Source organism: Brevibacterium iodinum ATCC 49514 (genome assembly GCF_900169265.1).
In the GTDB taxonomy this organism is placed as follows: Bacteria; Actinomycetota; Actinomycetes; order Actinomycetales; family Brevibacteriaceae; genus Brevibacterium; species Brevibacterium iodinum.
Genome location: NZ_FXYX01000009.1, coordinates 74,776 through 97,037 on the forward strand (window position 1 = coordinate 74,776; position 22,262 = coordinate 97,037).

The 22,262-nt window shown below is 64.4% G+C and carries 17 protein-coding genes and 1 pseudogene; 7 read left to right on the forward strand and 11 right to left on the reverse strand.

All coding sequences use genetic code 11. The annotated features are described in order from the left end of the window. Positions 1–31: 31 nt before the first annotated feature. From BI49514_RS08330 to BI49514_RS08340, 3 genes are all read right to left on the reverse strand, one after another. Positions 32–529: a MarR family winged helix-turn-helix transcriptional regulator gene (locus BI49514_RS08330; protein ID WP_180954367.1), complete on the reverse strand. Its 498-nt coding sequence runs from the start codon at positions 527–529 to the stop codon at positions 32–34. A gap of 235 nt (positions 530–764) precedes the next feature. Continuing rightward, entirely contained in the window at positions 765–3,077 is a 2,313-nt protein-coding gene (locus tag BI49514_RS08335) for an MMPL family transporter (protein WP_101546000.1), read from the reverse strand. A gap of 96 nt (positions 3,078–3,173) precedes the next feature. Continuing rightward, entirely contained in the window at positions 3,174–4,325 is a 1,152-nt protein-coding gene (locus BI49514_RS08340) for a helix-turn-helix domain-containing protein (RefSeq protein ID WP_101546002.1), read from the reverse strand. A 145-nt stretch (positions 4,326–4,470) separates the two neighbouring features. Between BI49514_RS08340 and BI49514_RS08345 the strand changes: the two genes are divergently transcribed. The 3 genes from BI49514_RS08345 to BI49514_RS08355 all read left to right on the forward strand — a co-directional run bounded on the left by BI49514_RS08345 (position 4,471) and on the right by BI49514_RS08355 (position 9,605). Then, entirely contained in the window at positions 4,471–6,558 is a 2,088-nt protein-coding gene (locus tag BI49514_RS08345; protein ID WP_208634999.1) for a hydantoinase/oxoprolinase family protein, read from the forward strand. 10 nt (positions 6,559–6,568) lie between these two features. Beyond that, positions 6,569–8,542 carry a hydantoinase B/oxoprolinase family protein gene (locus tag BI49514_RS08350; RefSeq protein ID WP_101546005.1) on the forward strand — a complete coding sequence of 658 codons (1,974 nt, stop codon included), beginning with the start codon at positions 6,569–6,571 and terminating at the stop codon, positions 8,540–8,542. 142 nt (positions 8,543–8,684) lie between these two features. Then, complete coding sequence (locus BI49514_RS08355; RefSeq protein ID WP_101546007.1) at positions 8,685–9,605, forward strand: carbon-nitrogen hydrolase family protein; 921 nt, start codon at positions 8,685–8,687, stop codon at positions 9,603–9,605. An 8-nt stretch (positions 9,606–9,613) separates the two neighbouring features. On the opposite strand, the gene BI49514_RS08360 is transcribed toward BI49514_RS08355, so the two are convergent. Continuing rightward, the gene (locus BI49514_RS08360) at positions 9,614–9,757 is read right to left on the reverse strand and encodes an AsnC family transcriptional regulator (protein WP_101546009.1); all 144 of its coding nucleotides are present in this window, start codon (positions 9,755–9,757) and stop codon (positions 9,614–9,616) included. Between the two features lie 168 nt (positions 9,758–9,925). On the opposite strand from BI49514_RS08360, the gene BI49514_RS08370 reads away from it, so the two are divergent. Beyond that, the gene (locus BI49514_RS08370) at positions 9,926–11,047 is read left to right on the forward strand and encodes a pyridoxal-phosphate dependent enzyme (RefSeq protein ID WP_101546013.1); all 1,122 of its coding nucleotides are present in this window, start codon (positions 9,926–9,928) and stop codon (positions 11,045–11,047) included. Positions 11,048–11,091: 44 nt separating this feature from the next. Here the strand turns inward: BI49514_RS08370 and BI49514_RS08375 are convergent, their stop codons facing one another. The 3 genes from BI49514_RS08375 to BI49514_RS08380 all read right to left on the reverse strand — a co-directional run bounded on the left by BI49514_RS08375 (position 11,092) and on the right by BI49514_RS08380 (position 13,436). Then, a complete protein-coding gene (locus tag BI49514_RS08375) occupies positions 11,092–12,231 on the reverse strand; it encodes a PepSY-associated TM helix domain-containing protein (RefSeq protein WP_338063770.1) in 1,140 nt (379 codons plus the stop codon). Next, complete coding sequence (locus BI49514_RS17185) at positions 12,221–12,613, reverse strand: PepSY domain-containing protein (RefSeq protein WP_338063771.1); 393 nt, start codon at positions 12,611–12,613, stop codon at positions 12,221–12,223. Before BI49514_RS17185 ends, BI49514_RS08375 begins: the two co-directional genes overlap by 11 nt. Positions 12,614–12,749: 136 nt before the next feature. Then, positions 12,750–13,436, reverse strand: a complete 687-nt coding sequence (locus BI49514_RS08380) for a hypothetical protein (RefSeq protein WP_244195298.1) — start codon at positions 13,434–13,436, stop codon at positions 12,750–12,752. A 100-nt stretch (positions 13,437–13,536) separates the two neighbouring features. On the opposite strand from BI49514_RS08380, the gene BI49514_RS08385 reads away from it, so the two are divergent. Further along, the gene (locus BI49514_RS08385) at positions 13,537–13,986 is read left to right on the forward strand and encodes a hypothetical protein (protein WP_101546017.1); all 450 of its coding nucleotides are present in this window, start codon (positions 13,537–13,539) and stop codon (positions 13,984–13,986) included. A 2-nt stretch (positions 13,987–13,988) separates the two neighbouring features. After that, positions 13,989–14,381 carry a helix-turn-helix transcriptional regulator gene (locus tag BI49514_RS08390; RefSeq protein WP_101546019.1) on the forward strand — a complete coding sequence of 131 codons (393 nt, stop codon included), beginning with the start codon at positions 13,989–13,991 and terminating at the stop codon, positions 14,379–14,381. A 15-nt stretch (positions 14,382–14,396) separates the two neighbouring features. Here the strand turns inward: BI49514_RS08390 and BI49514_RS08395 are convergent, their stop codons facing one another. Both BI49514_RS08395 and BI49514_RS08400 read right to left on the reverse strand, forming a co-directional pair. Beyond that, positions 14,397–17,939 (reverse strand): DEAD/DEAH box helicase, encoded by a 3,543-nt coding sequence (locus tag BI49514_RS08395; RefSeq protein WP_101546021.1) that lies wholly within the window; start codon positions 17,937–17,939, stop codon positions 14,397–14,399. A 61-nt stretch (positions 17,940–18,000) separates the two neighbouring features. Then, positions 18,001–18,867, reverse strand: coding sequence for an aldo/keto reductase (locus BI49514_RS08400; RefSeq protein WP_101546022.1), 867 nt, complete (start codon positions 18,865–18,867; stop codon positions 18,001–18,003). 139 nt (positions 18,868–19,006) lie between these two features. Between BI49514_RS08400 and BI49514_RS08405 the strand changes: the two genes are divergently transcribed. Further along, positions 19,007–19,795 carry a hypothetical protein gene (locus BI49514_RS08405; protein ID WP_145996197.1) on the forward strand — a complete coding sequence of 263 codons (789 nt, stop codon included), beginning with the start codon at positions 19,007–19,009 and terminating at the stop codon, positions 19,793–19,795. Positions 19,796–19,807: 12 nt separating this feature from the next. Here BI49514_RS08405 and BI49514_RS08410 read toward each other — a convergent pair. Further along, positions 19,808–20,757, reverse strand: a pseudogene (locus tag BI49514_RS08410) (phosphoglycerate dehydrogenase). Positions 20,758–20,779: 22 nt separating this feature from the next. Beyond that, complete coding sequence (locus BI49514_RS08415) at positions 20,780–22,225, reverse strand: dihydrolipoyl dehydrogenase family protein (RefSeq protein ID WP_101546026.1); 1,446 nt, start codon at positions 22,223–22,225, stop codon at positions 20,780–20,782. Positions 22,226–22,262 lie beyond the last annotated feature (37 nt).

Sequence of the window (22,262 nt, forward strand, 5' to 3'; positions counted from 1 at the left end):
AGTTCCGCGGGAATGCCGCTCACCCGCTCCCCTACTCGACCGGGCAGATCTTCGAGACGAGCTCGAAGATCTCGTCGGCCTCGGCATCCGTGAGCCCGGCGAAACCGTCGAGGATGATCTCGGCATTCGTCGCGGCCGCCTCGTCGCAGAGCCGCAGTCCCTCCTCGGTCAGGGCGACGAGCACCCCGCGCTGATCCTCCGGGTCGGGCTCCTGCATGACCAAACCACGATCCTCGAGCTTGCCGAGCAGTCGACTGAGCGCGCTGCGGCTGATCACGAGGCTGCGCAGCAGGTCTCGATGGCGCACCTGGGCCTCGGGTCGGGCGTTGATGAGCACGTCGAACTCGTTCACGGTCAGCCCGTGCCGCGTCCGGAACTCGTGTACGAACCTCGTATAGAAGTCCTGATACTTCTCCATCATCAGACGCCAGGCCGCGATCTTGATTGGGCCGTTCTGCCTGATCATGCTGCTCACCGGAGTCGTCTTGTCCATCGGTCCGCCCCCGCTCGTCGATGTGTCATGCCACACTTTTGTTGCATAGTCAACAGAATAGTAGTTCAATGATATAACTGGCTCCAGATTCGGGGCCCGTCGACCACCCCTCGGCGTCAGTACCCGGCACATCCCCAACGTACCCCCGGCTGGAGAGATTGAGCAGAGTCGCCCGGACTCCGGTCTCACTCCGGGGGTATCGTGTTGCCGCCGTCGGCCCTTCACCATCGGTTCGACCTCGCCGAGGCGGCTCGCCCGATCCCCGCCCGGCTCAGTCTTGCGGGATCCGCTTCCGCCACGGCCACCACACTCCGCGTCCGATGTCGTGGACGAGCGCCGGGACGACGAGCGAGCGCACGAGGATGGCGTCGAGCAGCACGCCGAAAGTGACGATGAAGGCGAGCTGGACGAGGAACATGATCGGGATGACCCCGAGTGCCGCGAAGGTCGCCGCAAGCACCACGCCCGCCGAGGTGATCACCCCACCCGTCGCCACGAGCCCCTTGAGCACGCCTGCCCTTGTGCCCACCTTGAGCGACTCCTCGCGCACCCTGGACATGAGGAAGATGTTGTAGTCGATGCCGAGCGCGACGAGGAAGACGAAGGCGTAGAGCGGCACCGAGGGATCGGCGCCCGGGAATCCGATGAGGTGGTTGAACACGAGCGCCGAGACTCCCAGCGCGGTGCCGAAGGACAGTACGGTCAGGACCACGAGCAGCAGCGGCGCGAACAGGGACCGCAACAGCAGGATGAGGATGACCGTGATGACGACCAGGATGATCGGGATCGCCAGGGTCCGGTCCGCCTCGGCGGTGTTGTTCGTGTCCAGGTCGACCGCGGTCTGCCCGCCCACCAGCGCATCGGGGTCGACGTCGTGGACGGCCTCGCGGATCTCCGTCACCGTCGTCTCGGCAGCCAGGGAGTCCGCCGCATCGGAGAGGGTGACTTCGAGGAGGACCTGACCGTCGACCTCGGTGGGATCGATCGCCGCCGAGCCGCCGGCAGCATCCGGTGCGCCGCTGCCCGCGCCACCCTGCGGGAGCTGGAGCTTTCCGTCCTCGTCGATCCCGATGGTTCCGCTCGGGGCATCCTCAGCGGCCACGGTCATCGAACCGACCCCGCCGAGGCGGCCGACCGCCTCGGCGGCAGTGCTCAGTTCGTTCGCATCGAGCACGACCTGGGTCGGAGTTCCGGACCCACCTGGGAAATGCTCGGCCAGGACGTCCTGGCCGTCACGAGCCTCGGATTCGCCGAGCACGAACTCGCTCTGCGCGACCCCGGAGGCCTTGAACTGCGGCACCGCGATGAGCGGCAGAGCCAGCAGGATGACGAGTCCGATCCAGATCAGGCGGGGTCGCGCGGCGATCCCACCCGCGATCCGGGCCCACATTCCCTTCTTACGGAGCCCCACCTCGGCGGTCGTCACCTGGGGTCGGAACGGCCAGAACACGGCACGACCGATGATGATGAGCGCGGCGGGCAGGAAGGTCAGCGCCGCGAGCATGGCGACGACGATGCCGATTGCCGCGACCGGGCCGAGGGCGCGCGTCGACGCAAGGTCGGTGAGCAGGAGGACCAGGAGGCCGGCGATGACGGTGCCTCCGGAGGCCGCGATCGGTTCGGCCACGCCCTTGAGCGCAGCGAGCCCGGCCCGAACACGATCCGGCTCGGTCTGCAGGGCATCGCGGAACCGGGCCACGACGAGGAGGGAATAGTCCGTGGTGGCGCCGACGACGAGGATGAAGAGGATGCCCTGGACCTGGCCGTTGATGAGCAGGATCCCGTCGTCGGCGAGATGCCAGATGACGAAGATCGACGCGGACAGCGCGGCGACCGAGGTGAAGAGGACGATGACCGGCAGCAGCGGAGAGCGGTAGACGATGACGAGGATGACGAAGACCGCGATGAGGGCGACGAGCAGGAGGATCCCGTCGATGCCGGCGAAGGCCTCGGTGAGGTCGGCGGCGAACCCGGCGGGGCCGGTGACGTAGACATCGGCAACCGTGGCCGGGGTGGCGACGTTGCCGGACTCATCCGGCGTCGCATCGGCGGCATTCGCGGTCGGGAAGGTGTTGGCGATGACGTCTCTGATCTTCTCGACGTCATCGGCGGTGGTGTCGGAGGAGACGGGGAGGATGAGTTGGAGGGCGTCGCCGTCGTCCGAGGGGATGACCGGTGAGGCGTCGGCGGCAAGCAGACCGTCGTCGTCGAGTTCCTTCGCCACGTCGCCGAAGGCCACGGAGTCGTCGTCGGTGAGGCCGTCCGTGTTCTCGAGAACGACGATGGCGGGGACATAGTCGTCGTCACTGAAGCGGTCGATGATCTCCTGTGCTCGGGTCGATTCGGCGGACTCGGGGAGGAATGAGGAACGATCGTTCGTGGCCACCTCGGAGATCTTGCCGAAGTAGGGCCCACCGACTCCGGCGACACCCACCCAGGCGACGAGCAGGATCGCGAAGAGAGTGATGAGGCTGCGGCGGGCAGGGACGGGCCGCCGGTGAACGGGGGCGGGGATGCCGTCGGCACCGTCTGCAGCGGTACCGTTGCCGCTCGGAGGGGTCGAAGTCAGCAGATGGTGGGGCATGGGTCCATGCTACTCGGGGCTGCGTGTCAGGGAGTCGGGCCGCGCGACCTGGCCGGCGCTGCCGGCGCCTGCCGCGGTGTTGATATCGGACCGCGCTCACCGTGCGATTTCCATTCGCTTCGACTCGAATGCGATGACGATGTCGGCCATAGTGAAAGGATCGCCGAGGCGACGGTTGAGCTTCTTCTCGATCTGCCCCAACCGATAGCGAACGGTGTTCTCGTGCACGTGGAGCCGGGCGGCGGTTTCGCTGATTTTTGCTCCGCAGTCGATGTATGTCGTCAAAGTCGTCCAGGCATCCTCGCTCTCCGAGAGAAGGCCGAGGAATCGACTGATGAGCTGTCGATCAAATCGCGAGTTCATTCGCGCCGCGGCCCACTCGATTGGCCGCATCTCATCAACATAGGCGAAACCACTATCTGCAGCAGCCACCAGAGCAACGTCCGCTGCCCTGAGCATCTCCGGGACCTGGCTGAGAGCAGTGAATGGCCCAGAGATGCCGATTCCGATCAGGCCCGGCTCATCAAACCTCTGCCTGATTTCGTAGTCCGCCTTACAGAGAGCAATCATCTCAATCTCGGTCGGCATCGTCCCCGAATCACTCAGCAGCAGTCCGTTGCCGACTTCGGCTCGTCGCAGTTCCGTTGAAGTCTGTTCGGGGTCCGTCCGAATCCTCAGGACTCGTACCGGCTCGAATGCCGAAAACCCGAACCGCTCCAGCGATCGCCACAGACTCGCCTCGCGTCCAACAGAGATTCCCGCCTCAAGGTCCCGCAGCAGGCGTGCCGATTCCTCGTTGCGATTGCTGATGGAAAACGACTCGAAGCCGGCAAAGGCGCGCAAAAGTTTGGACACGGTGTCAAGTACGGCATCCACCTCGGCACGCCGGTCTGCAACCGCTTCCTCATCATCATGACTGGCAACGACGACCGCGTGGTCTCGTAATCGGATCCTCATCGTCCGTGCGGAAACAGCCCACCGGCCGATCGTCCCGCGAATCGTCTCGCAATGTGAACCCGACCCGACGTCACCGGAGAACACCGAAGACCGTATCCACTCGGAAAGAAGGTGGCTCGGCGCAGCGCCGACCGAACGTACGACCTCACCGAGCTCGTTGATCACAAGCGCGGATCCACCACAGAGCCGGACAACCTTCTTCAGCATCGACTCCACCGGGTCGACAGCGTCCAAAGACATGAGCAACTCGTCGAAGATCCGCTCCTGCGATATTTCCTGGCGTGCGCGCACTACGTATTCTCCTGCCGACAGCGGCCATGAATCGATTTTGTAAGTTCCACAAAATCGTCCCACAGAACTTTCGATTGCTCCATTGACCAAGGAGCCAGGCTGAAGTCAGGCTATGAAGCACATCACAATCAAAGGAGAGAGCCCCGTGGCTGATCTGCGAGTCGCCGTCGACGTCGGCGGTACTTTCACTGACATTTGCATCTTTGACGAATCCACCCAACAAATGCGGGTTACGAAGGTCCCTTCGACCCCCAGCAACCCAATGGAAGCAGTCCTCAACGGCGTGCGTCGGGCCGACGTCGACCTCGAACAAGTCGAGCTCTTCTCCCATGGAACGACAGTTGCCACCAATGCACTCATTACTCGTAATTTTCCCAAATCTGCGATGGTGACAACCAAAGGTTTCCGTGATGTCATCGAGATCCGAGACGGAACGAAGAACGATCTCTGGGATGCGTACTCCGACGTATCCGGTCCCTATATCCGTCGGCGTGACCGTTTCGAGGTCACTGAGCGCATAGATTTCTCAGGCAACATCGTCACCGTACTCGACGAAGATGAAGCGCGACAGCTCGGGCGCCTACTGAAGAAGCGCGGGGTCGATACGGTGGCAGTCTGCTTCATCAATTCCTACGCGAATGCCGCACATGAGATCCGCATGCGAGAGATTCTCAGTGAGGAGCTCCCCGAGGCCAGCATCTCCACCTCGGCCGAAGTTCTTCCCGAGATCTTTGAACACAACCGTTTCAATACCACCGTAGCCAATGCGGTACTCGGCCCATTGGTCTCCGGATACGTCGAACAACTGGATAATAACCTGACTGACGACGGATACACCGGCGAGCTTCTGCTGCTCCACTCGGGCGGCGGGTCCATGACCGCCGAGATGGTCAAACACTTCCCGGTGCGCCTGGCGGCCTCGGGAATCGCCGCCGGCGCTATTGCCGCTCAACATGTCGCCGAGCAATGCGGTCATGCCAATGCAGTCGGCCTCGACATGGGCGGCACCTCGACGGACATTTCGCTCATTGCCGATGGCGAGCTGCGTGAAACCAATGAATGGGAGGTCGAATACGGTCACCCGATCGTCTTCCCCAGCATCGAAGTTCTCACGATCGGTGCGGGAGGCGGATCCCTGGCGCACATCGATATTGCCGGGTCGTTGAGGAACGGACCGCAGTCGGCCGGTGCCGATCCTGGCCCGGTCTGCTATCGCCGCGGTGGGTCAGAACCGACGAACACGGATGCCAACCTCTGGCTCAATCGGCTCGGCACTGATCTTGCCGACGGAGAGATGACACTGGATCGCGAGAGTGCAAAATCTGCCATCAAGGAGAAGATCGCCGATCCCCTCGGGCTCGATGTCGATTCCGCGGCCGAGTCCATCGTCAAGGTGGCCAACGCAAACATGGCGGATGCCGTCCGGCTCGTGTCTATCCGCCGCGGACTCGATCCCCGCGATTTCGCACTCATCGCCTTCGGCGGTGCTGGAGCATTGCATGGAGCCGATGTCGCTCGCGAACTCAATATTCCTTCTGTAATCGTGCCACCAAGCCCCGGAGTCACCTCGGCCCTCGGGTGTCTGCTTGTCGACATCCAGCACGATCTGTCCCAAATGTTCACCGGCGTCGCAGATTCAGCCGACGCAGAAACAGTCGAACAGCACTTCCGTGAGCTCGAGCTGGAAGGACGAGATCGCCTACGTCACGAAAAGGTGGCAGAAGAAGATGCCGTGTTCGAGCGCGGGATCTCGATGCGCTATCACGGCCAGTGGCGTTCGCTGCAGGTCAAAATGGGTTCCGGGCCGAACGCGTTGCGCGAGGCAGTTCAGTTGTTCCACGAAGAACACGAAAAGCAGTACGCGTTCCGACAGGACGACACCCCTGTCGAGATCTATCAACTGCACTTGAAGGCTCTCGGCAAGACACCGAAACCGACGTTCAAACCGACACCGGCCAGCAGCAAGGATCCAGGAGAGCCCATCGAGGTGCGGGAAGTCTTCTTCGACGGTCAATGGCACTCGACGCCTGTCTACCAGCGGGAGAACCTTCCGTCCGGAGCGGCATTCATCGGGCCCGCAATTCTCAACCAGATCGATTCGACCACGGTCATCCCGCCGGATTCATCCGCGGTGATCGACGAGTGGTTCAACATCCGCATTGCACTGACAACCGAGGCAGACGAGCCTGCACTGGAAACCGCTTCCGACGATTCGACACAGAACGGCCTGTGAGGAGAGACCAATGACCACAACAACGGAAAAGTCGACTTCCACGCTCGACCCGGTGACTTTCGAAGTACTCAAAAACGCGTTCGCGACCAGTGTCGATCTCATGAGTGAGCAGATTCTGCGGACCTGCTATTCCTTCGTCATCTATTCGAGGGACTTCTCATCTGCACTCTGCGACCGTCACGGAAATACCGTGATGCAGGGCAGCGCCGACATCGCCGTCCACGTCGGCACCCTTCACTTCCAATGCAAAGCAGTGATGGAAGAGTTCGGCGACGATATCAATCCCGGAGACGTCTTCCTCATCAACGACCCCTACCGCGGCGGCACTCATTTCAATGACGTCAGCTTCATTCGCCCGATCTTCGCGGACGACGAGATCATCGGCTTCGCGCAGAACAAGGGCCACTGGGCCGACATCGGCGGATCCGTGCCCGGCTCGTTCGACGTCTCCGCCAGCGAGCACTTCGGCGAGGGGCTCCGCATCACCCCGCTGCGGGTATGGCACAGAGGCCGGTTCCTCCACGATGTGGCTCAGCTGCTCGTGTCGAATACGCGTGCCCCTGATCAAGCACTCGGCGACCTCAATGCCCAGGCTGAAGCAACAGCTGTGTGTGAGCGCGAGGTCCTGCGCCTTGTCGACAAATACTCGAAGGACACGGTTCTCGATGCAATGCAGGAGACACAGGACTATGTCTGCCGCACCGTGCTCGCCAGCCTCGGCGACCTGCCCCGTGGAGAGTGGGAGACTGTCGACTACCTCGATGGCGATCCCGCTAAGGGTGAAGGCCTGGTGCCGATCCGGGTCAAGCTCACACTGGACGGCTCAGGCATTCACTATGACCTCACCGGATCAGCCGAAGCCGTTTCAACATTCCTCAACTCCGGATACGGAACGACATTCTCTGCAATCTATGCCGGCACGAAGACCTTCTTCCCCGAGGTCCCACTCAACTCAGGCTTTTATGAAGCTGTGACAGCAGAGATCGGAGAAGAGGGAACGGTCGTCAACGCAGGTTGGCCGCATGCTGTGACCGGTTTCTGCTCGGGTCCTTACGAAAAGGTCATGAACGCGATCTTCGAACTATGGTCTCACATCATGCCCGAACGAGCGATGGCCTGCGCCTTCAACCTGGAGTACCTGCTCGTCGGCGGGCACGATGCACGGTCGCAGTCGAATCCGTATTTCATGTGGTATGACTGGATGGCCGGTGGCTGGGGCGGTCGGTCGACCAAGGACGGGTCCTCAGCAACCTCACCGGTCTTCGGCACCGGGCTTGCCGTGCAGCCGGTCGAAGGTCAGGAACGACTGACACCGGTGATCACCACACAGCATTCGATCAACACCGACTCCGGCGGGCCCGGGCGTTTCCGCGGAGGCTGCGGGGTGAACAAGGGCGGCATCCTCACAGACGCGGCCGGCGCGGTGATGAGCTACTGCTGTGATCGCGGCCGGTCGACGACGTGGGGAATCAACGGTGGCCTTCCGTCGATCCCCCACGGTGTATGGCTCAACCCCGCATCGGAGAACTCCCACTATCTGGGAGCAACTTTCTCGAACGTGGCAATCAGCCCCGGTGACACATTCGAGCGCCCGAGCGCTGGTGGAGGCGGCTTCGGCGATCCGCTGGAGCGTCCAACCGCTGAGGTCCTCGAGGATGTCATCGACGGCTACGTCTCCATCGATCGTGCGGCCAAGGACTACGGTGTCGTCGTCCATGAGATCGATGCGGAACTCGACGAGTACGAGATCGATGAAGGGGCGACAGCACGGGAGCGCGAAAAGATCCGCGCCGAGCGCGATTCCTGGTTGGACGCTGATGCCTCCGAGGTCGCACGTCGCTACCGTGACGGCGAGCTGTCTGTTCACGACGTCGTCCGACAACACGGCGTCGTCCTCGACTGGGGCACCGGTGAGCTGCTCGAAAAGTCGACCGCTCAGTTCCGCGACAGCATGCGATCGCGTTCAGCCTCCTACTGGAACTGACGATTGCGATCAGCGGAGGCGCTCGTCCTTTGACGGCGGGCGTCTCCGCAGTCGTGGGGTTGACCTTTCCCACCTCGCGGTCGAAGGTGAGACCAGGAAGTGTTCGGCAGAGCACATCGGCAGAGCGAGGAAGGTCAGCCATATGCCCACAGCAGCAGTCGTCCAAGCTGGATCAGTTCCCTTCGACATCGACGCCTCCGTCGACAAGGCGATTCGCCTGATGACCGAGGCTCGCGACAACGGCGCCGAGATCGCCGTCTTCCCGGAGGCATTCATCGGCGGCTATCCGAAGGGCAGCACCTTCGGCGCCCCGGTGGGACTGCGCACGGACGACGGGCGCCGACAGTACGAGCGCTACAGCAACGGCGCGGTGACCCTCGACGGGCCGGATGTCGAACGACTGGCTGAGGCTGCCAAAGAGCTCGGACTCTTCGTCGTCATCGGGATCATCGAACGACTCGGCAACACGCTCTACTGCACCGCACTCATGCTCGACCCCGGAGTCGGGATCGCCGGGGCGCACCGGAAGCTCATGCCCACCGGTTCGGAACGCCTCATTTGGGGCTTCGGCGACGGGTCGACGCTCGACACCATGGATACTCCGCTCGGACGCGTTGGGTCGGTCATCTGCTGGGAGAACTACATGCCTTTGCTGCGGCAGGCGATGTATGCCAAGGGTGTGGAGCTCTACTGCGCTCCGACCGTCGACGACCGGCCGACGTGGGCTGCAACGATGACGCACATCGCGCTCGAGGGGCGCACGCATGTGCTTTCCGCTTGCCAGTTCATCACTACGGACGCGTATCCGGATGATCACCCGTTCGAAGTGGACCTGCCGTATGGCAGCACGGCCATCCGCGGCGGCAGCATCATCGTCGCGCCCACCGGAGAAGTGTTGGCCGGCCCTGTCTATGACGAGGAGACGATCCTCTATGCCGAGATCGATCCGACGGCGAAGACCCGTTCCCATCTCGACTTCGACGTCGTCGGCCACTACTCCCGCCCCGACGTCTTCGAACTCACGGTCCGCACCGAGCCAAGGAATTCGGTGAGCTTCGACTGATCGGCTGATCACCCCGACGGGACCGTGAGACCGACCTTTGCGGCGTCCATGACGACCTGGGTGCTGAAGCGGCGGATGTTGTCATTGCCGAAAAAGAGCTGTCTGGTCAGTTCGGTATATTCGGCCATGTCCCGGACCAGGAGGATGACCACGAAGTCTCAATCGCCGGCCACGAGTGGCACTGTCGGAAGTGGCACTGTCGGCGGCGGCACGGCCCCGCTGCACAGCCGCGACTTCGACTTCAACGACACAATCCTCGGTGCGGGGATCGACTTCTTTACCGCACTCGTCACCTCACGCCTGCCCGAAGGGAACCGCTCATGACCACGACAACCGCCGCATGGACCGGCAACGACCGTGACCACAATTGGTCGAGTCCCGACCAGGACGATGCGGCCCTGAACTTTCACCGCACACTGAACGGCTACGAGCCCACCGCGCTCATCGAACTGCCGGAGCTCGCCCGCGAACTGGGGGTCGCCGCGGTCTTCGCCAAGGACGAGTCGACCAGGCTGGGCATGCCCGCGTTCAAGGCACTCGGTGCCTCGTGGGCCGTCCACCGTGCCCTTGAGGCGGCGCAGGCGGACACCGACGCCGAGGTGGTCACCGCCACGGATGGAAACCACGGTCGTGCCGTAGCCAGGTTCGCCCGGGAGGCTGGTCGTCCGGCTCGCATCTTCGTGCCGGCAGGCGGCATCCACCCGAGCGCGGTCGCCGCGATCCGCGGTGAAGGTGCTGAGGTCGTCGAGTCAGAGGCAAACTACGACCAGTCCGTCGAAGCGGCCGCCGACTATGCGGCCGCCAACGGCGGGGTGCTTGTCCAGGACACCGCGTGGGACGGCTACGAAGAGGTTCCCGGTTGGATCGTCGACGGCTATTCGACGCTGTTTCGTGAGATCGACGCTCAGCTGAGCGAGGCCGGCCATCACGCACCGGACCTCATCACCGTGCCGACCGGAGTCGGGTCTCTGCTGCAGGCCGCGCTCGCTCGCTACCGGCGGACGAGCGCCGGCGGCGATGCTTCCGGAACGGGAGCGTCCGGCGCCGCCGACACCGCAGTCGTGTCCGTCGAAACGGAAGCGGCGGCGTGCATGGGGCCGAGCCTCGATGCCGGACATCCGGTGACCGTGGAGACCGGAAATACGATCATGTCCGGGCTCAACTGCGGAACCCCCTCGTCGCTGGAGTGGCCCTTGGCCCGTGACGGCCTCGATGCCGCGGTCACGGTCGGCGACGCTGCCGCGATCGATGCCGCGCATCGGCTCGCCGATCTCGGGGTGGCCGCGGGACCCTGCGGAGCCGCCTCGTTGGCGGGGGTCAGAGAGGCACTCGCCGGTGTGGACGCCGAGTCCAGGCGCCGGCACCTGGGCGTGGACTCAGGCAGCGTCATCGTCCTCACCGTCACCGAGGGCTCCGCGGCGAACCCGGTGCCCGACGCCTGAGGCTGGATGCCTGGGGCACGTCGGGCACCGGGGCTTCGCCGGGATCAGTCCGTCACTCGTTCTCGTCGTCGCGCCAAGACGCCGAGGGCCACATCGATGATGAGGAACACGACGAGGCTGATCCCCACCATCGGCAGGAATATTCCAATGCCGATTCCCGCGAGGACGATGACGCCGGTTCCCCACCACGGCGCGTTCAGCAGTGCTCCACGGGGTGGCTTTACCCCACATCGTCTCGTTGGGTCGTGCTTCGGGCGGCGCTGCCACCACATGACGTAGCCCCAGACCACCATCGCCGCGATTCCGATGGCGAGGACGAAGAGCACGAACTGGTTGGCCAGACCGAACAGCGAGCCCATGTGCAGGTCGATGCCCCAGCGGGCGAGCTTCGCCGCCAGACCGTAGTCGGCGAAGTCAACGCGATCTGTGACCTCCATCGTCGTCGGATCGAAGGCGACGGCGTCGACCTTCGTCGGATAGCTGCGCTGGATCTCCTGGACCACCCACGCCGAGTTCGCGTCCGTAGCCGGCAGAATTTCGACCGCCCCGGTGTCGATGTTGACCCCGTGAGCCATGTCCAGCATCATGTCGAAATCGGCCGGGTCGACGTCGGCGGTATCTGACGTGGACCCTTGTCCTGTGCCGGCCTCGTCGCCGTTGTGCTCGGCGTGGGCGTCATGGCCTGCGTGTCCCTCGTGTCCTTCGTGGCCGGAGTGTCCTTCGTGTCCGGAGTGGTCGCCGGCACCGCCTGCGTCAGCCGACCCCGTGTCCGACTCTCCTGCCAGCTCTGTGGAGATCGCCGGTGTCTCCCAGCTCAGTGCCGCGCGCAGCTTCGTGACGTTCTCGCCGCCGAGCTGGGACCAAGTGATTCCGGTGGCGGAGAGGAACAGCATCCCGATCGCCGCCCAGATGCCCACCGAGGCATGCCAGGAAAAACTTCGCCGCAGGCCTGTCCCTATGTGCTTTCGGCTCGGTCGCAGCATCGCTGTGGGATTCTTCGTCCTGCGTGCCCGCTGGATCCAGAGTACGATTCCCGCGGCCGCGACGATGCCCATCCATGAGGCGGCAAGTTCGCTGTAGAGGCGTCCAAGATCCCCGAGGTGGAGGCTGCGGTGCAGCTGGTCGATCCAGGTGCGCAGCGGCAGGGCTCCCGAGGTTCCGTACACGGTGAGGTCACCGACCACCTCGGCGGTGGATGGATCGACGAAGATCGCCCGGGATCCGCTCTCTCCCCACGTTGGGGTCGGAGTACATCACGCGCGTGGTGTCTCCGGGCTCGGGTGCCGGGCGCACTGCCGAGGGCGCGGCACCGTCCCCGATCGTCGCGTTCGCTGCCTTGATCTGCGCGGCCAGCGGGAGCGGGTGGTCGGTCGGGGGAACGCTCAACTGTTCGGCGTAGACGAACTTTTCCAATGTCGGACTGATCGCGTAGGCCGCCCCGCTGAGCGCTGCGACGAGGATGAACGGGCCGATGAGGATTCCGGCGTAGAAGTGGAGGCGCCGCAGGAACGGGCCCAACCAATGTCGGCCCGAGTTTTCGGGCACGGTTTCAGAGGATGTTGTCATGATGATGCTTTCTGTCGGATCTGCGCCGAGGCACGCACAGTCGACCCGGGACAGGCATGGGTCAGCCAGGTCGACCGAGTGCGGTCAGCAGAGATCGCATCGGCTCATGGGAGCCGATGTACGGATGTGATGAGTGTCAGAAAGCTGGCTGTGGCGGTCCTCGCCGCAGCACCGGAGACCGGAGCACGCCGAGGCTGCGCGGCACCACCGGTTCGACGCTGACCTGCGCACGTGGTCCGGTGATGAGTGTCCGCAGGAGGATGGGTCGCGGGATGATCGCCCCGATGATGAGGCGGGCGAACTCGCCGAGCATGACCGGCAGCCGCTCGGCCCAGTAGATCACCGCGATCGTCACGATCCCGGCGATGCAGTGGGCCAAGAGCATCGCCGGTGAGGCGTGGGAATGCATCGCGTGCTCGGTGGCCATAGTTGTGTCCATGGCCGGCATTGACGCGTGCGCGGCGTGAGCTCCCTGCACCGAGTGAGCTCCGGACATCGCCTGACCAGCAGCGAGATGGGCCGAGTGGCTGCCGAGGAGGCCGCTCAGCCAGCTGCCCGCCCCGGTCGCACCGGTCTGGGCGAACAGGGAGAAGAGCAGGTGGAACAGTGCTTGGCTGACCCCGACCGAAACCGTGAGTCGCGGCAGCGAGAGTCGCCGCCCGGCCAGGAGGACGCAGACGAGACTCGACAGCGCCAGCGGAACGATGATGCCCATCGCAGTCGGGAGGGCTCCCCCACCGAGCATGTGCGAGGTCAGTGCGACGAAGGTCGCCGCTGCCGCGGCCAGGATGCCGCGCAGTGCACGCCGGTGCCTGCCTCTCATCCCCACGCGTCTATTTTCACACAGCGCGGCGTTGCCCAGGGGAACAATCGCGATCAATCGACTCTTGCACCACGCAGTGAACCATAGGTACAGTACCAATATGTCTAATACCTCGCAGACAACATCACCCGCCAATGCCCGGACCCTGCTGCTGCCCTATACGCTCGGCCTCGTCATCGCCATGGCCATCGTCCAGATCGTCATCGCGGTCACCGGCGGTGAGGTCACGATCCTCGCCGAAATCCTCACTGCCGTCGTGGCGCTCGGCATCGTCATCTGGCTGTGGCGGAATCTGCGGACCCTCAAACGTGTCCGCTTCGGAGTCGCCATCGTCCATGTCATCGCCTTCGTGACGGTGACGATGTCGTTCAACCTGCATGCGGTCATCCAGACCGTCGCCCTCCGATTCGGCGACGTGCCGCCCATGCCAGAGCACAGCATCATCTTCGGCTCCTGGTTCGGAGCGACCATCGCCATGAGCGCACTCTGGGGGCTCGGCCTGCTCATCCACCTTCTCGGTGCCGTGCTCGGCCGCGGCTGGGAGGACTGAGCGTGGCTGACACGTCGCGCACGGACACGAGTGCGGAATCCGTTGCCGCACCCACCCCGGAGGAGCGCGAGTGGCTCGACCACCGCGTCGAGACCTGGGTCGAGACGTATAAGAAGTCGATGCTCACCCCGGTCACGCTCTCACTCGTCGGTGAGCATCAACCGGCCGAGGTCTCGACCATCGCCGAGTCGGTCACCGCCGCCACCGGGTGGCAGATCACCGAGCGCGGCCTCTACCGTACGGTAAAACGTCTGCAGGATTCCGGCCTGCTGCAGAGCACCGCCGTCGCCGCCCCGCGGACCGGGGCGAAACGCAAACTCCTGACTCTGACCCCGCTGGGGGCGAGCTTTCTCGACGGAATCAGGGGCAACCTCGTCGAGGTGCCGGGCGGCTGACGATTCTGACGAGATTCACCCCTCCAACAGACCCTTGATGTCCGCGGCCGAGATCACCTCGCTGAAGGCGCTGCCGTCGTCCATGAGCGCGGTGAAGAGTTCGGCCTTCTTCGTCTGCAGCGCCAGCACCTTCTCCTCGATCGTGTTCTCGGCGACGAGTCGGTAGACCATGACCTGCCGGGTCTGACCGATGCGGTGCGTCCGGTCGACTGCCTGATTCTCTGCCGCAGGATTCCACCACGGGTCGAGCAGGAACACGTAGTCCGCCTCGGTGAGGGTGAGCCCGAACCCGCCGGCCTTGAGGCTGATGAGGAACACGGGAGCGCTGCCCTCACGGAAGGCTTCGATGACCTTCGTCCGATCCGTCGTGGACCCGTCGAGGTAGACGTAGTCGATCCCGCTGTCCTCGAGTTCGGCCGCCACCGCACGCAGGTAGCTCGTGAACTGGCTGAACACGAGCGCCCGATGACCCTCATCCCGGACCTCGGCGAGGTGGCTCATGAGCACACCGAGTTTGCTCGAGGCGATCCCGGAGTCCGCATACTCGGCGACGATCCCCGGATCGAGCGCGAGCATCCGCAGCAGCGTCAGTGACCGGAAGATCGCGAACCGGTTCTTCTCGAACTCCCCGAGGAGGCCGAGCACCTGCTTACGCTCGCGTTGCAGCACCGTGTCATAGAGTCGCCGGTGCGCCGGTTCGAGCTCGACCGTGAGCACCTGCTCCTGCTTCTCGGGCAGGTCCGCGGCCACGAGATCCTTGGTCCGGCGCAGCATGAACGGGCGCAGCCGTGTCCGCAGCCGGTCCATCCGCTCCGGCGCCTCCCCGAATTCGATCGGGCGGACATAGTCCTCCCTGAAGCGCTTCGCGTTCGGAAACAATCCCGGCGAGGTGATCGCGGCCAGCGACCAGACATCGGTGAGCGAATTCTCCATCGGCGTGCCCGTGATCGCCAGCCGGAACGGCGCCTCGAGTCGCCTCGCCGCGCGGTGCGTCTTCGCCTGGTGATTCTTCATGAACTGGGCTTCGTCGTAGATGAGGCCTGCCCAGTCGAGGGCGGCGAATTCGTCGATGTCGAGACGCATCACCGCATACGAGGTGACGACGATGTCGGCACCGGCGACCGCCGCGGCGACGGAGCGCTTGCGCTTCTTCGCGGTCTCTCCCACCGCGGTCACGCTCAGGTGCGGGGTGAATTTGCGGGCTTCGAGCACCCAGTTCGCCACCACCGAGGTGGGGGCGACGACGAGGAATGGGGCCCGCGTCTCGGTCTCGCTTTCGGTGCGGTCGTGGTCGATGAAAGCGAGCGTCTGCAGGGTCTTGCCCAGACCCATATCGTCGGCGAGGATCCCGCCGAGGCGGTGCTGCCGGAGGAACGCCAACCAGCGGAACCCCTCCACCTGGTAGGGCCGCAGCTGCGCGTTCACGGTGTCGGGCACGGCCACCTCGGCGATCGTATCGAGGTGCCTCAGCCCGCCGATGAGTTCGGTCCACCTCGGATCGTCGGCGACGTCATCGGCGAGATCCTCGAGTTCGTCGTACAGGGCGGTCTGGTAGCGACTGATCTGCGGATTCTCCGGCGAGAAGCCATCGAGGGCATTCGCTTCGGTCAGCAGTTCGCGCAGACGGCCGAAGGCGGGGTTGTCGAGGGAGAAGAACGATCCGTCGTCGAGGATGAGGTGGGATTGCTCCCTCGCGAGCGCGGTGAAGAGTTCGACGAAGGGGATCTCGTGGTCATCGACCGTGATGTCGATGCCGAGGTCGAACCAGTCCGAGTCGTCGGTCGCCTGCGTGCGGAGGCTGACCTGCGGGGTCGCGTCGAGTTCACGGAATTCCGGGGCGTTGTCGCTGTCGGCGAAGGTAACCGTGACGTCATCAAGTTCTTGGATTCGGGGCAGGATCCGGGTGCTGTAGGTGGCGGCGTCGATGCCGGTCAGGATGGTCGATTCTGTTCGGGCGGCGTCGGGGTCGATGGTGCGCAGGCGACGGAGGACGGCGTGCTCAAACTTCTGGTCGCGACCGCGCACCTGGTCGGACAGTTCGCTGCGATGGGGCACCAAGTGGAATGTCCGCTGTGGCGAGTAGTAGGTCCATGACCAGTTGAGACGCATCGTCGGGTTGGATCGGCCCGGGCCGCGGTCGCTCTTGTCTGAGCCGCCTCTGGCGGACCTGTGCTGGTCGGGGTTGTCGTAGCTGATGTGGAGGTTGAGGTGCGGGGACTTCTCGACGGGCAGGTGCACGGATCCGTCGCTGCTGATGACTCGGTCACCGGCACCGCTATTCGTGGCGCCGAGGTCGGACTTCTTCCCGTTCCCGACTCCCCGGATCCCGCCGCGCCTCTCGGGCGACTTCCGCAGCAGCGGGAGGACGCGGTCAACGAAATCTTCGTGCCCTTGTTCGGGGATCCTTGTGGCCGCGGGCCCTTCGAGAAGGGTGCGCTGTGCCTCGGTCATCGGCTCGGTCAGTGGCGCAAGTGTGACCACGGCTTTCGCCGTGCCCACCATGTCCAGGCGGTACACGCCGCCGAGTCCGATAGGCCGGACTTCGTGAGCCTGCATCGGCTGATCGTCGATGACGACTGCGGACTTGAGCACGAGGTCGTCGTCGCTGCGCGTGACATCGAGCTGGAATTCGGCCCGTTGCCCCAGCCGGATTGCGATCTGCTTGTCGGCGCTGACAAGTGGAATGTCGAGGTCAGCAGCCTGACCGAGCAGCTCCCACAGGAAGGGGGAGCCGAAGTCGTCGAGCCGGATCGTTGCCGACGACTGTGCATGGCCGAATCGGCCGAGCCCGTCGTCGAGGGTGACCAGTCGGTAGAACCATTCGAATTGGTCGGCGTCGAAGCGCGAGGCGTTGAGTCGTGAGGTGAACCAGTGCCAGCCGGCCTGCCCCTTGATCCAGTTGTTCTTCGCTCCAGGGATCAGCGGCCGGACGTGCAGCTGCGGTTCCGCCTCATCAGGGATTTCAGCGGCCTTGAGTCTCGATGGTGACCTATTGAAGTAGCTGCGCTGTGGGGCGCGGTGGAGTTCGAAGCCGAGTGCCACGGTCTCGGGCTGCGCGCTCGGCCGACGCGAGACCTCGATGATGCGGTCAAGCCGCTGTCTCCATTCCGGTACCCGAACCTGTCTGACTGTCGATCGCCCGCCACCGATGATCGCGCCGAAGTCGGAAGGGTCGGCACCCCTGACGTGTTCAGTTTCGTCTTCTCCGATCGCGCGACGATAGTCGTCCATAATCGCGGAGGTCCGCTGTTCGAGCATCTGCTGATTGTTGACGATGACCACGGCCACGCAGTGCTTGCAGTCGTAGCCGACCGGACAGGTGCAGACGGTGTCGACGATCTCGCCGGGTCCGCCGTCGTCTGAATCATCAAAGGTGATCGTGGTCTGATACAATCCCGCGGAGCCGGCCACATCGGCGACGAGCTGCCGGTCGGATTCGTGCCAGAGGATCCGCAGCACCTGACCTTTGCGCGCATAATCGGTGCCGCGCGCGAAGGTTCCAGGGTCAACGAAGGCCTTCAGCTCGTCTTTCGGGACGACGGTCATGGCTCGATCCATGCCGCCAGTCTTCCATCTGCAGCTGACATGCGTGGCCAGCCGGCAGCAATGAGGCCCGGCCTCACATCTCCTCGTGCGTCAGGGGATCCCGAGCCTTCATCCGACCGCGCTCGAGCCCGGAGATCGCAGCCACCTCGGCGGGGGTGAGGGCGAAGTCGAAGACGGCGGCGTTGAGGCGCTGGCGTTCGGGGTTCGCCGACTTCGGGATCGGGATGGAACCGACTTCGATATGCCAGCGCAGGACCACCTGGGCGGGGGTGACATCGTGGGCGGCGGCCGCCTCGGCGATGGGGGTTTCGTCGAAGAGCCCCTGGTCACGGTAGAGCGGGGACCAGCTCTCGGTCTGCACACCGATGGAGCGGTGGAAGGCGACGAGCTTGTCCTGCGGGAAATACGGATGAAGCTCGACCTGGTTGACGGCCGGGGTGACCCCGGTCTTCTCGACGAGCTCCGTGAGCATCTCCTCGGTGAAGTTCGAGACGCCGATGGACTTCACGAGCCCGCGCTCGCGCAGTTCGATGAGCCCGCGCCAGGTGTCGACGTACTTGCCGACGCTGGGATTGGGCCAGTGGATGAGGTGGAGGTCGAGGTAATCGAGACCGAGCCGGGCCAGGGACTCCTCGGTGCTCGCGATCGCCTCGTCGAAGCCGTGATGGCGGCCGGGGATCTTGCTCGTGACGAACAGGTCCTCGCGTGGGGTGACGGTGTTCGTGATGGCCTCACCGACCTCGCGCTCGTTCTCGTAGTTCACCGCGGTGTCGAGGAGTCGGTAGCCCGCGTTGTCGACGGCGTTCACGATCGCGTCGACGCCTTCCTCGCCTTTCATCGCGTAGATACCGAGCCCGAGCTGCGGGATCGCGCGTCCGTCGTTGAGGTCGAGGGTGGGGGTGGGTGAGTTCTGGGCTGAGGAATCTGCTGAGTTCGCCATACCTTCACCCTATGACCGCCGAGGCGGCTCTGGCCAGGGTGTTCACCGCCGGATGCTGTGGGGGAGCTCTTCCTGTGAGGAGAACCTGAGCATCACTCAAGGTGGATTGTCGCGATATTCCTCCTGTTAATGTGGACGCATGGAGACGACAGTGCGGGCCGCAACGCGGGGACCTTTTCGCTTCGTCCGTCGGCTCTCGCGCTGGCAGATGGCGTTTCTGCTTCCGTGCGCTGCCATGGTGATCGCTCTGCTTCTCCACGTGGCGCAGTGGGTGACCTCCTGGATCTCGACCGCACTCGCCCAGGCACGCGGAGGCGTCGGCGCCTGTTCTGATCTCGTCACCGATTTCGGTGTCGATCCGGATGCAGTGGAAATCATCGATCGCGCCCCATTCGGATTCGTCTGCCAAGCCTCGACCTACGACGGCGGTACGGCGATGATCGAACACTCCGGGGCCACCTCGGCGATGTTCATCACCTCGGCCGGGTTCGCGGCGCTCGGCTCCGCTGTGCTCCTCGGTGTGCTGCTTGCGTTCACGGTGACCCGACTGCTCGCTTCGGCCCGATCCCCTCGGGGTGACGGCGGCGTGGATCGATGGGCACTGCTGCTCATCGGGATCGGGGTCTTCGTGCTCCCGCTGATGATGATCGGCCAGCACCTCCAGTGGTATGCGAAGTCGGACGGATTCGGGATCTGCCCGGAGTCCGTCAGCGGCAACGATGTGCTCGGATTCTCCGTCACCGCCGACTATCTCCCGCCGAGCCTGACCTGCTCAGGCGATACCGTCACCGGCCAGGAGTTCTCCGTGACACAGTACGGGTTCCCCTTCTACGGGTTCCTCGCCGGGCTGGTCGTGGCGGCGGTGGGGTTGGCCCTGCTCATCATCGTCAGGGTGCGGTCGCGGAGGCGTAAGGGCGCTGAGGTGTGAGGTCGGATGCGCTCAGGCGATTAGTCCGACGGGTTCCTTGCCGTCGAGTACATCGATGACGGTTCGGGCTGCGGCGATGCCGGCGCGCTCTCTGGCTTCGACTGTCTGCCCGGCCAGGTGTGAGGTGATCCAGACGTTGTCGAAGTTCCGCAGCGGGTTGTCTTTCGACATCGGTTCGGTCTCGAGCACATCGAGGGCGGCACCGGCGATCTGGCCATGTTCGAGCGCGTCGACGAGAGCGGCCTCGTCGATGAGTGACCCGCGGGCGGTGTTGATGATGAACGCGGTGTCCTTCATCGCAGCGAGCCGGTCGGCGCCGATGATCGGGTGCCGGTCGCCCGAGCGTGGAGGGTGAGATAGTCGGCGGCCGCGACGACGGTGTCGACTTTGGCGAATTCGATGCTCGGGTCCGCCTTGGTATCCGGGTGGGAAGTGCCGACGATGACTTTCATGCCCAGAGCTGCACCTATTGCGGAGATTGCCTTCCCGCTGGGCCCGTATCCGATGACGCCGAGCGTCTTGCCTCGCAGTTCCGTGCCTGCAGTGCGGGGCCACTGACCTGCGTTGACGCCGTTGAAGACGTCGTTGAGACGTTTGGCGCAGTTGAGCATGAGAGCGAGCGCGAGCTCGGCAACGGCGTCGTGGTTGACACCGGGGGTGTTGGCCATGTGAATGCCGAACTCTTCGGCCGCGGCGATGTCGACGGAGTCGTATCCGACTCCGCTGCGCGCGAGGATCCGGAGGTCGGTCGCCTCGGAGAGCATGTCACGGGTGATCGGTTCGCTCGCAACGATGGCACCGACGGCACCGACGGCACCTTTGAGGAGATTGCGCCGTTCATCCTCGGTGCGGGAACCGGCTGCCGGGGAGTAGACGGGGTCGAGTCCGTGTTCCCGCAGCAGCCGGTCGACGCCGTCGCCGGGGCCCAGGTAATCGGTGGTGATGACAATGCGCCGGCTCATGATGGTGAGCCTATCGCGTGCCTCACTTGAGTGCGCCGAGCACCTCGTTGAGCGCCTCGGTGGCGGAGGGGTGGGTGTAGATCGTGTCGCACAGCTCGGTCGCGGTGACGTCGTGGCGCATGGCGAGCGCCACGGTGTTGATGACCTCCTGCGAGTGCACGTGGACGAGCGCCGCGCCGAGGATGAGGTCCGTCTTCGCGTCGACGACGAACTTGACGATTCCGCGTGGGTCACCTTCGATCTTTGCCCGCGGTGCCGCGGCGATATCGGCCTGCAGCTTGGCGCCGACCTTGATCTCGTAGCCTTCGTCGCGAGCGGCCTTTTCGGTCAGGCCGACGCGGGCGACGGGCGGGGTGAGGAACATCGTGTAAGGCACGGACCCGCGGTCCTTCGTCGACCGTTTGCCCTCGCCGAGGAGCTGATCGGCGAGGATCCGGTTATCGTCCAGCGAGATGTAGGTGAACATCGGTCCACCGTTGACATCGCCGAACGCGTACACGCCTTCGGCGGAGCTGCGCAGGTACTCATCGGTGACGATGAACCCGCGATCGTCGGTGTCGATGCCGGCCTTTTCCAATCCGAGCTCCGCGGTGGCGGGTTTGCGTCCGACGGCCAGGAGGACCGCCTCGGCGTCGATGGTCTTCGTCTCACCGTCGACCTCATAGGTCACGGTCGCGGCGTCAGCGCCGTCGTTGACTGCAGTGACGGAGGCGTCGTTGACGATGGTGACTCCGTCGTCGGCGAGGGCCTGGGCGACCACCTCGGCGACGTCATCGTCCTCGTTGGCCAGCGGGCGGGGCCCGCGGTCGAGGACGGTGACCTGCGAGCCGAAGTGGGCGAACATCGATCCGAATTCGAGTCCGATGTAGCCGCCGCCGACGATGACGAGGCGATTCGGGAACGGATCGACGTGCTGGAGGGATTCGGAGTCGTGGATGCGGCCGCCGAGCTGGGCGCCGTCGATGGGTGGGATGTTGGCGACGGATCCGGTGTTGACGACGATGGTGTCTGCGGTGATCGTCATGGTGTCGGCGCCGCCGGTGACGCGGATTTCGCGTTCGCCGGTGAACTCGGCGCGGCCGCCCACCAGCAGCACCGAGTCGAGGTCGGCGAGCATCGAGTGGTTCTTCTTCCGCATCGCGCCGGTCAGGGTGTCGCGGCGCTTGACGGCCTTGGCGAAGTATTCGTCGGTGTCGTCATCGGCGCGTTTGTTCTCAGCATCGTGGACAAGGATCTTCGTGGGGATGCAGGCGATGTTGATACAGGAGCCGCCGATCATCATCTCCGACTGTTCGACGACGGCGACCTTCTTGCCGGCGCGAGCCATGGTTCCGGCCAGGGTCTTGCCGCCCTTGCCCCAGCCGATGACGAGGAAGTCCACGTGCTCGGTGTGGTCGGATCCGGTGGGGGTGGAAGAGGGAGTGGCTTCGGTCGAGGTGTTCTGCTGTGTCACTGTCTCTGCGGTCATGCACTGTCCTCTCGAGTCGGTGTCTGTCACTGTACCC

Bases quoted from the DNA above. Each gene is read 5' to 3' on its own strand.
- BI49514_RS08380 (WP_244195298.1), bottom strand. From the start codon at position 13,436: ATGAGAGGCAGGCACCGGCGTGCACTGCGCGGCATCCTGGCCGCGGCA.
- BI49514_RS08405 (WP_145996197.1), top strand. From the start codon at position 19,007: ATGGAGACGACAGTGCGGGCCGCAACGCGGGGACCTTTTCGCTTCGTC.
- BI49514_RS08395 (WP_101546021.1), bottom strand. From the start codon at position 17,939: ATGGATCGAGCCATGACCGTCGTCCCGAAAGACGAGCTGAAGGCCTTC.
- BI49514_RS08335 (WP_101546000.1), bottom strand. From the start codon at position 3,077: ATGCCCCACCATCTGCTGACTTCGACCCCTCCGAGCGGCAACGGTACC.
- BI49514_RS08350 (WP_101546005.1), top strand. From the start codon at position 6,569: ATGACCACAACAACGGAAAAGTCGACTTCCACGCTCGACCCGGTGACT.
- BI49514_RS08370 (WP_101546013.1), top strand. From the start codon at position 9,926: ATGACCACGACAACCGCCGCATGGACCGGCAACGACCGTGACCACAAT.
- BI49514_RS08400 (WP_101546022.1), bottom strand. From the start codon at position 18,867: ATGGCGAACTCAGCAGATTCCTCAGCCCAGAACTCACCCACCCCCACC.
- BI49514_RS08415 (WP_101546026.1), bottom strand. From the start codon at position 22,225: ATGACCGCAGAGACAGTGACACAGCAGAACACCTCGACCGAAGCCACT.
- BI49514_RS17185 (WP_338063771.1), bottom strand. From the start codon at position 12,613: ATGACAACATCCTCTGAAACCGTGCCCGAAAACTCGGGCCGACATTGG.
- BI49514_RS08355 (WP_101546007.1), top strand. From the start codon at position 8,685: ATGCCCACAGCAGCAGTCGTCCAAGCTGGATCAGTTCCCTTCGACATC.
- BI49514_RS08385 (WP_101546017.1), top strand. From the start codon at position 13,537: ATGTCTAATACCTCGCAGACAACATCACCCGCCAATGCCCGGACCCTG.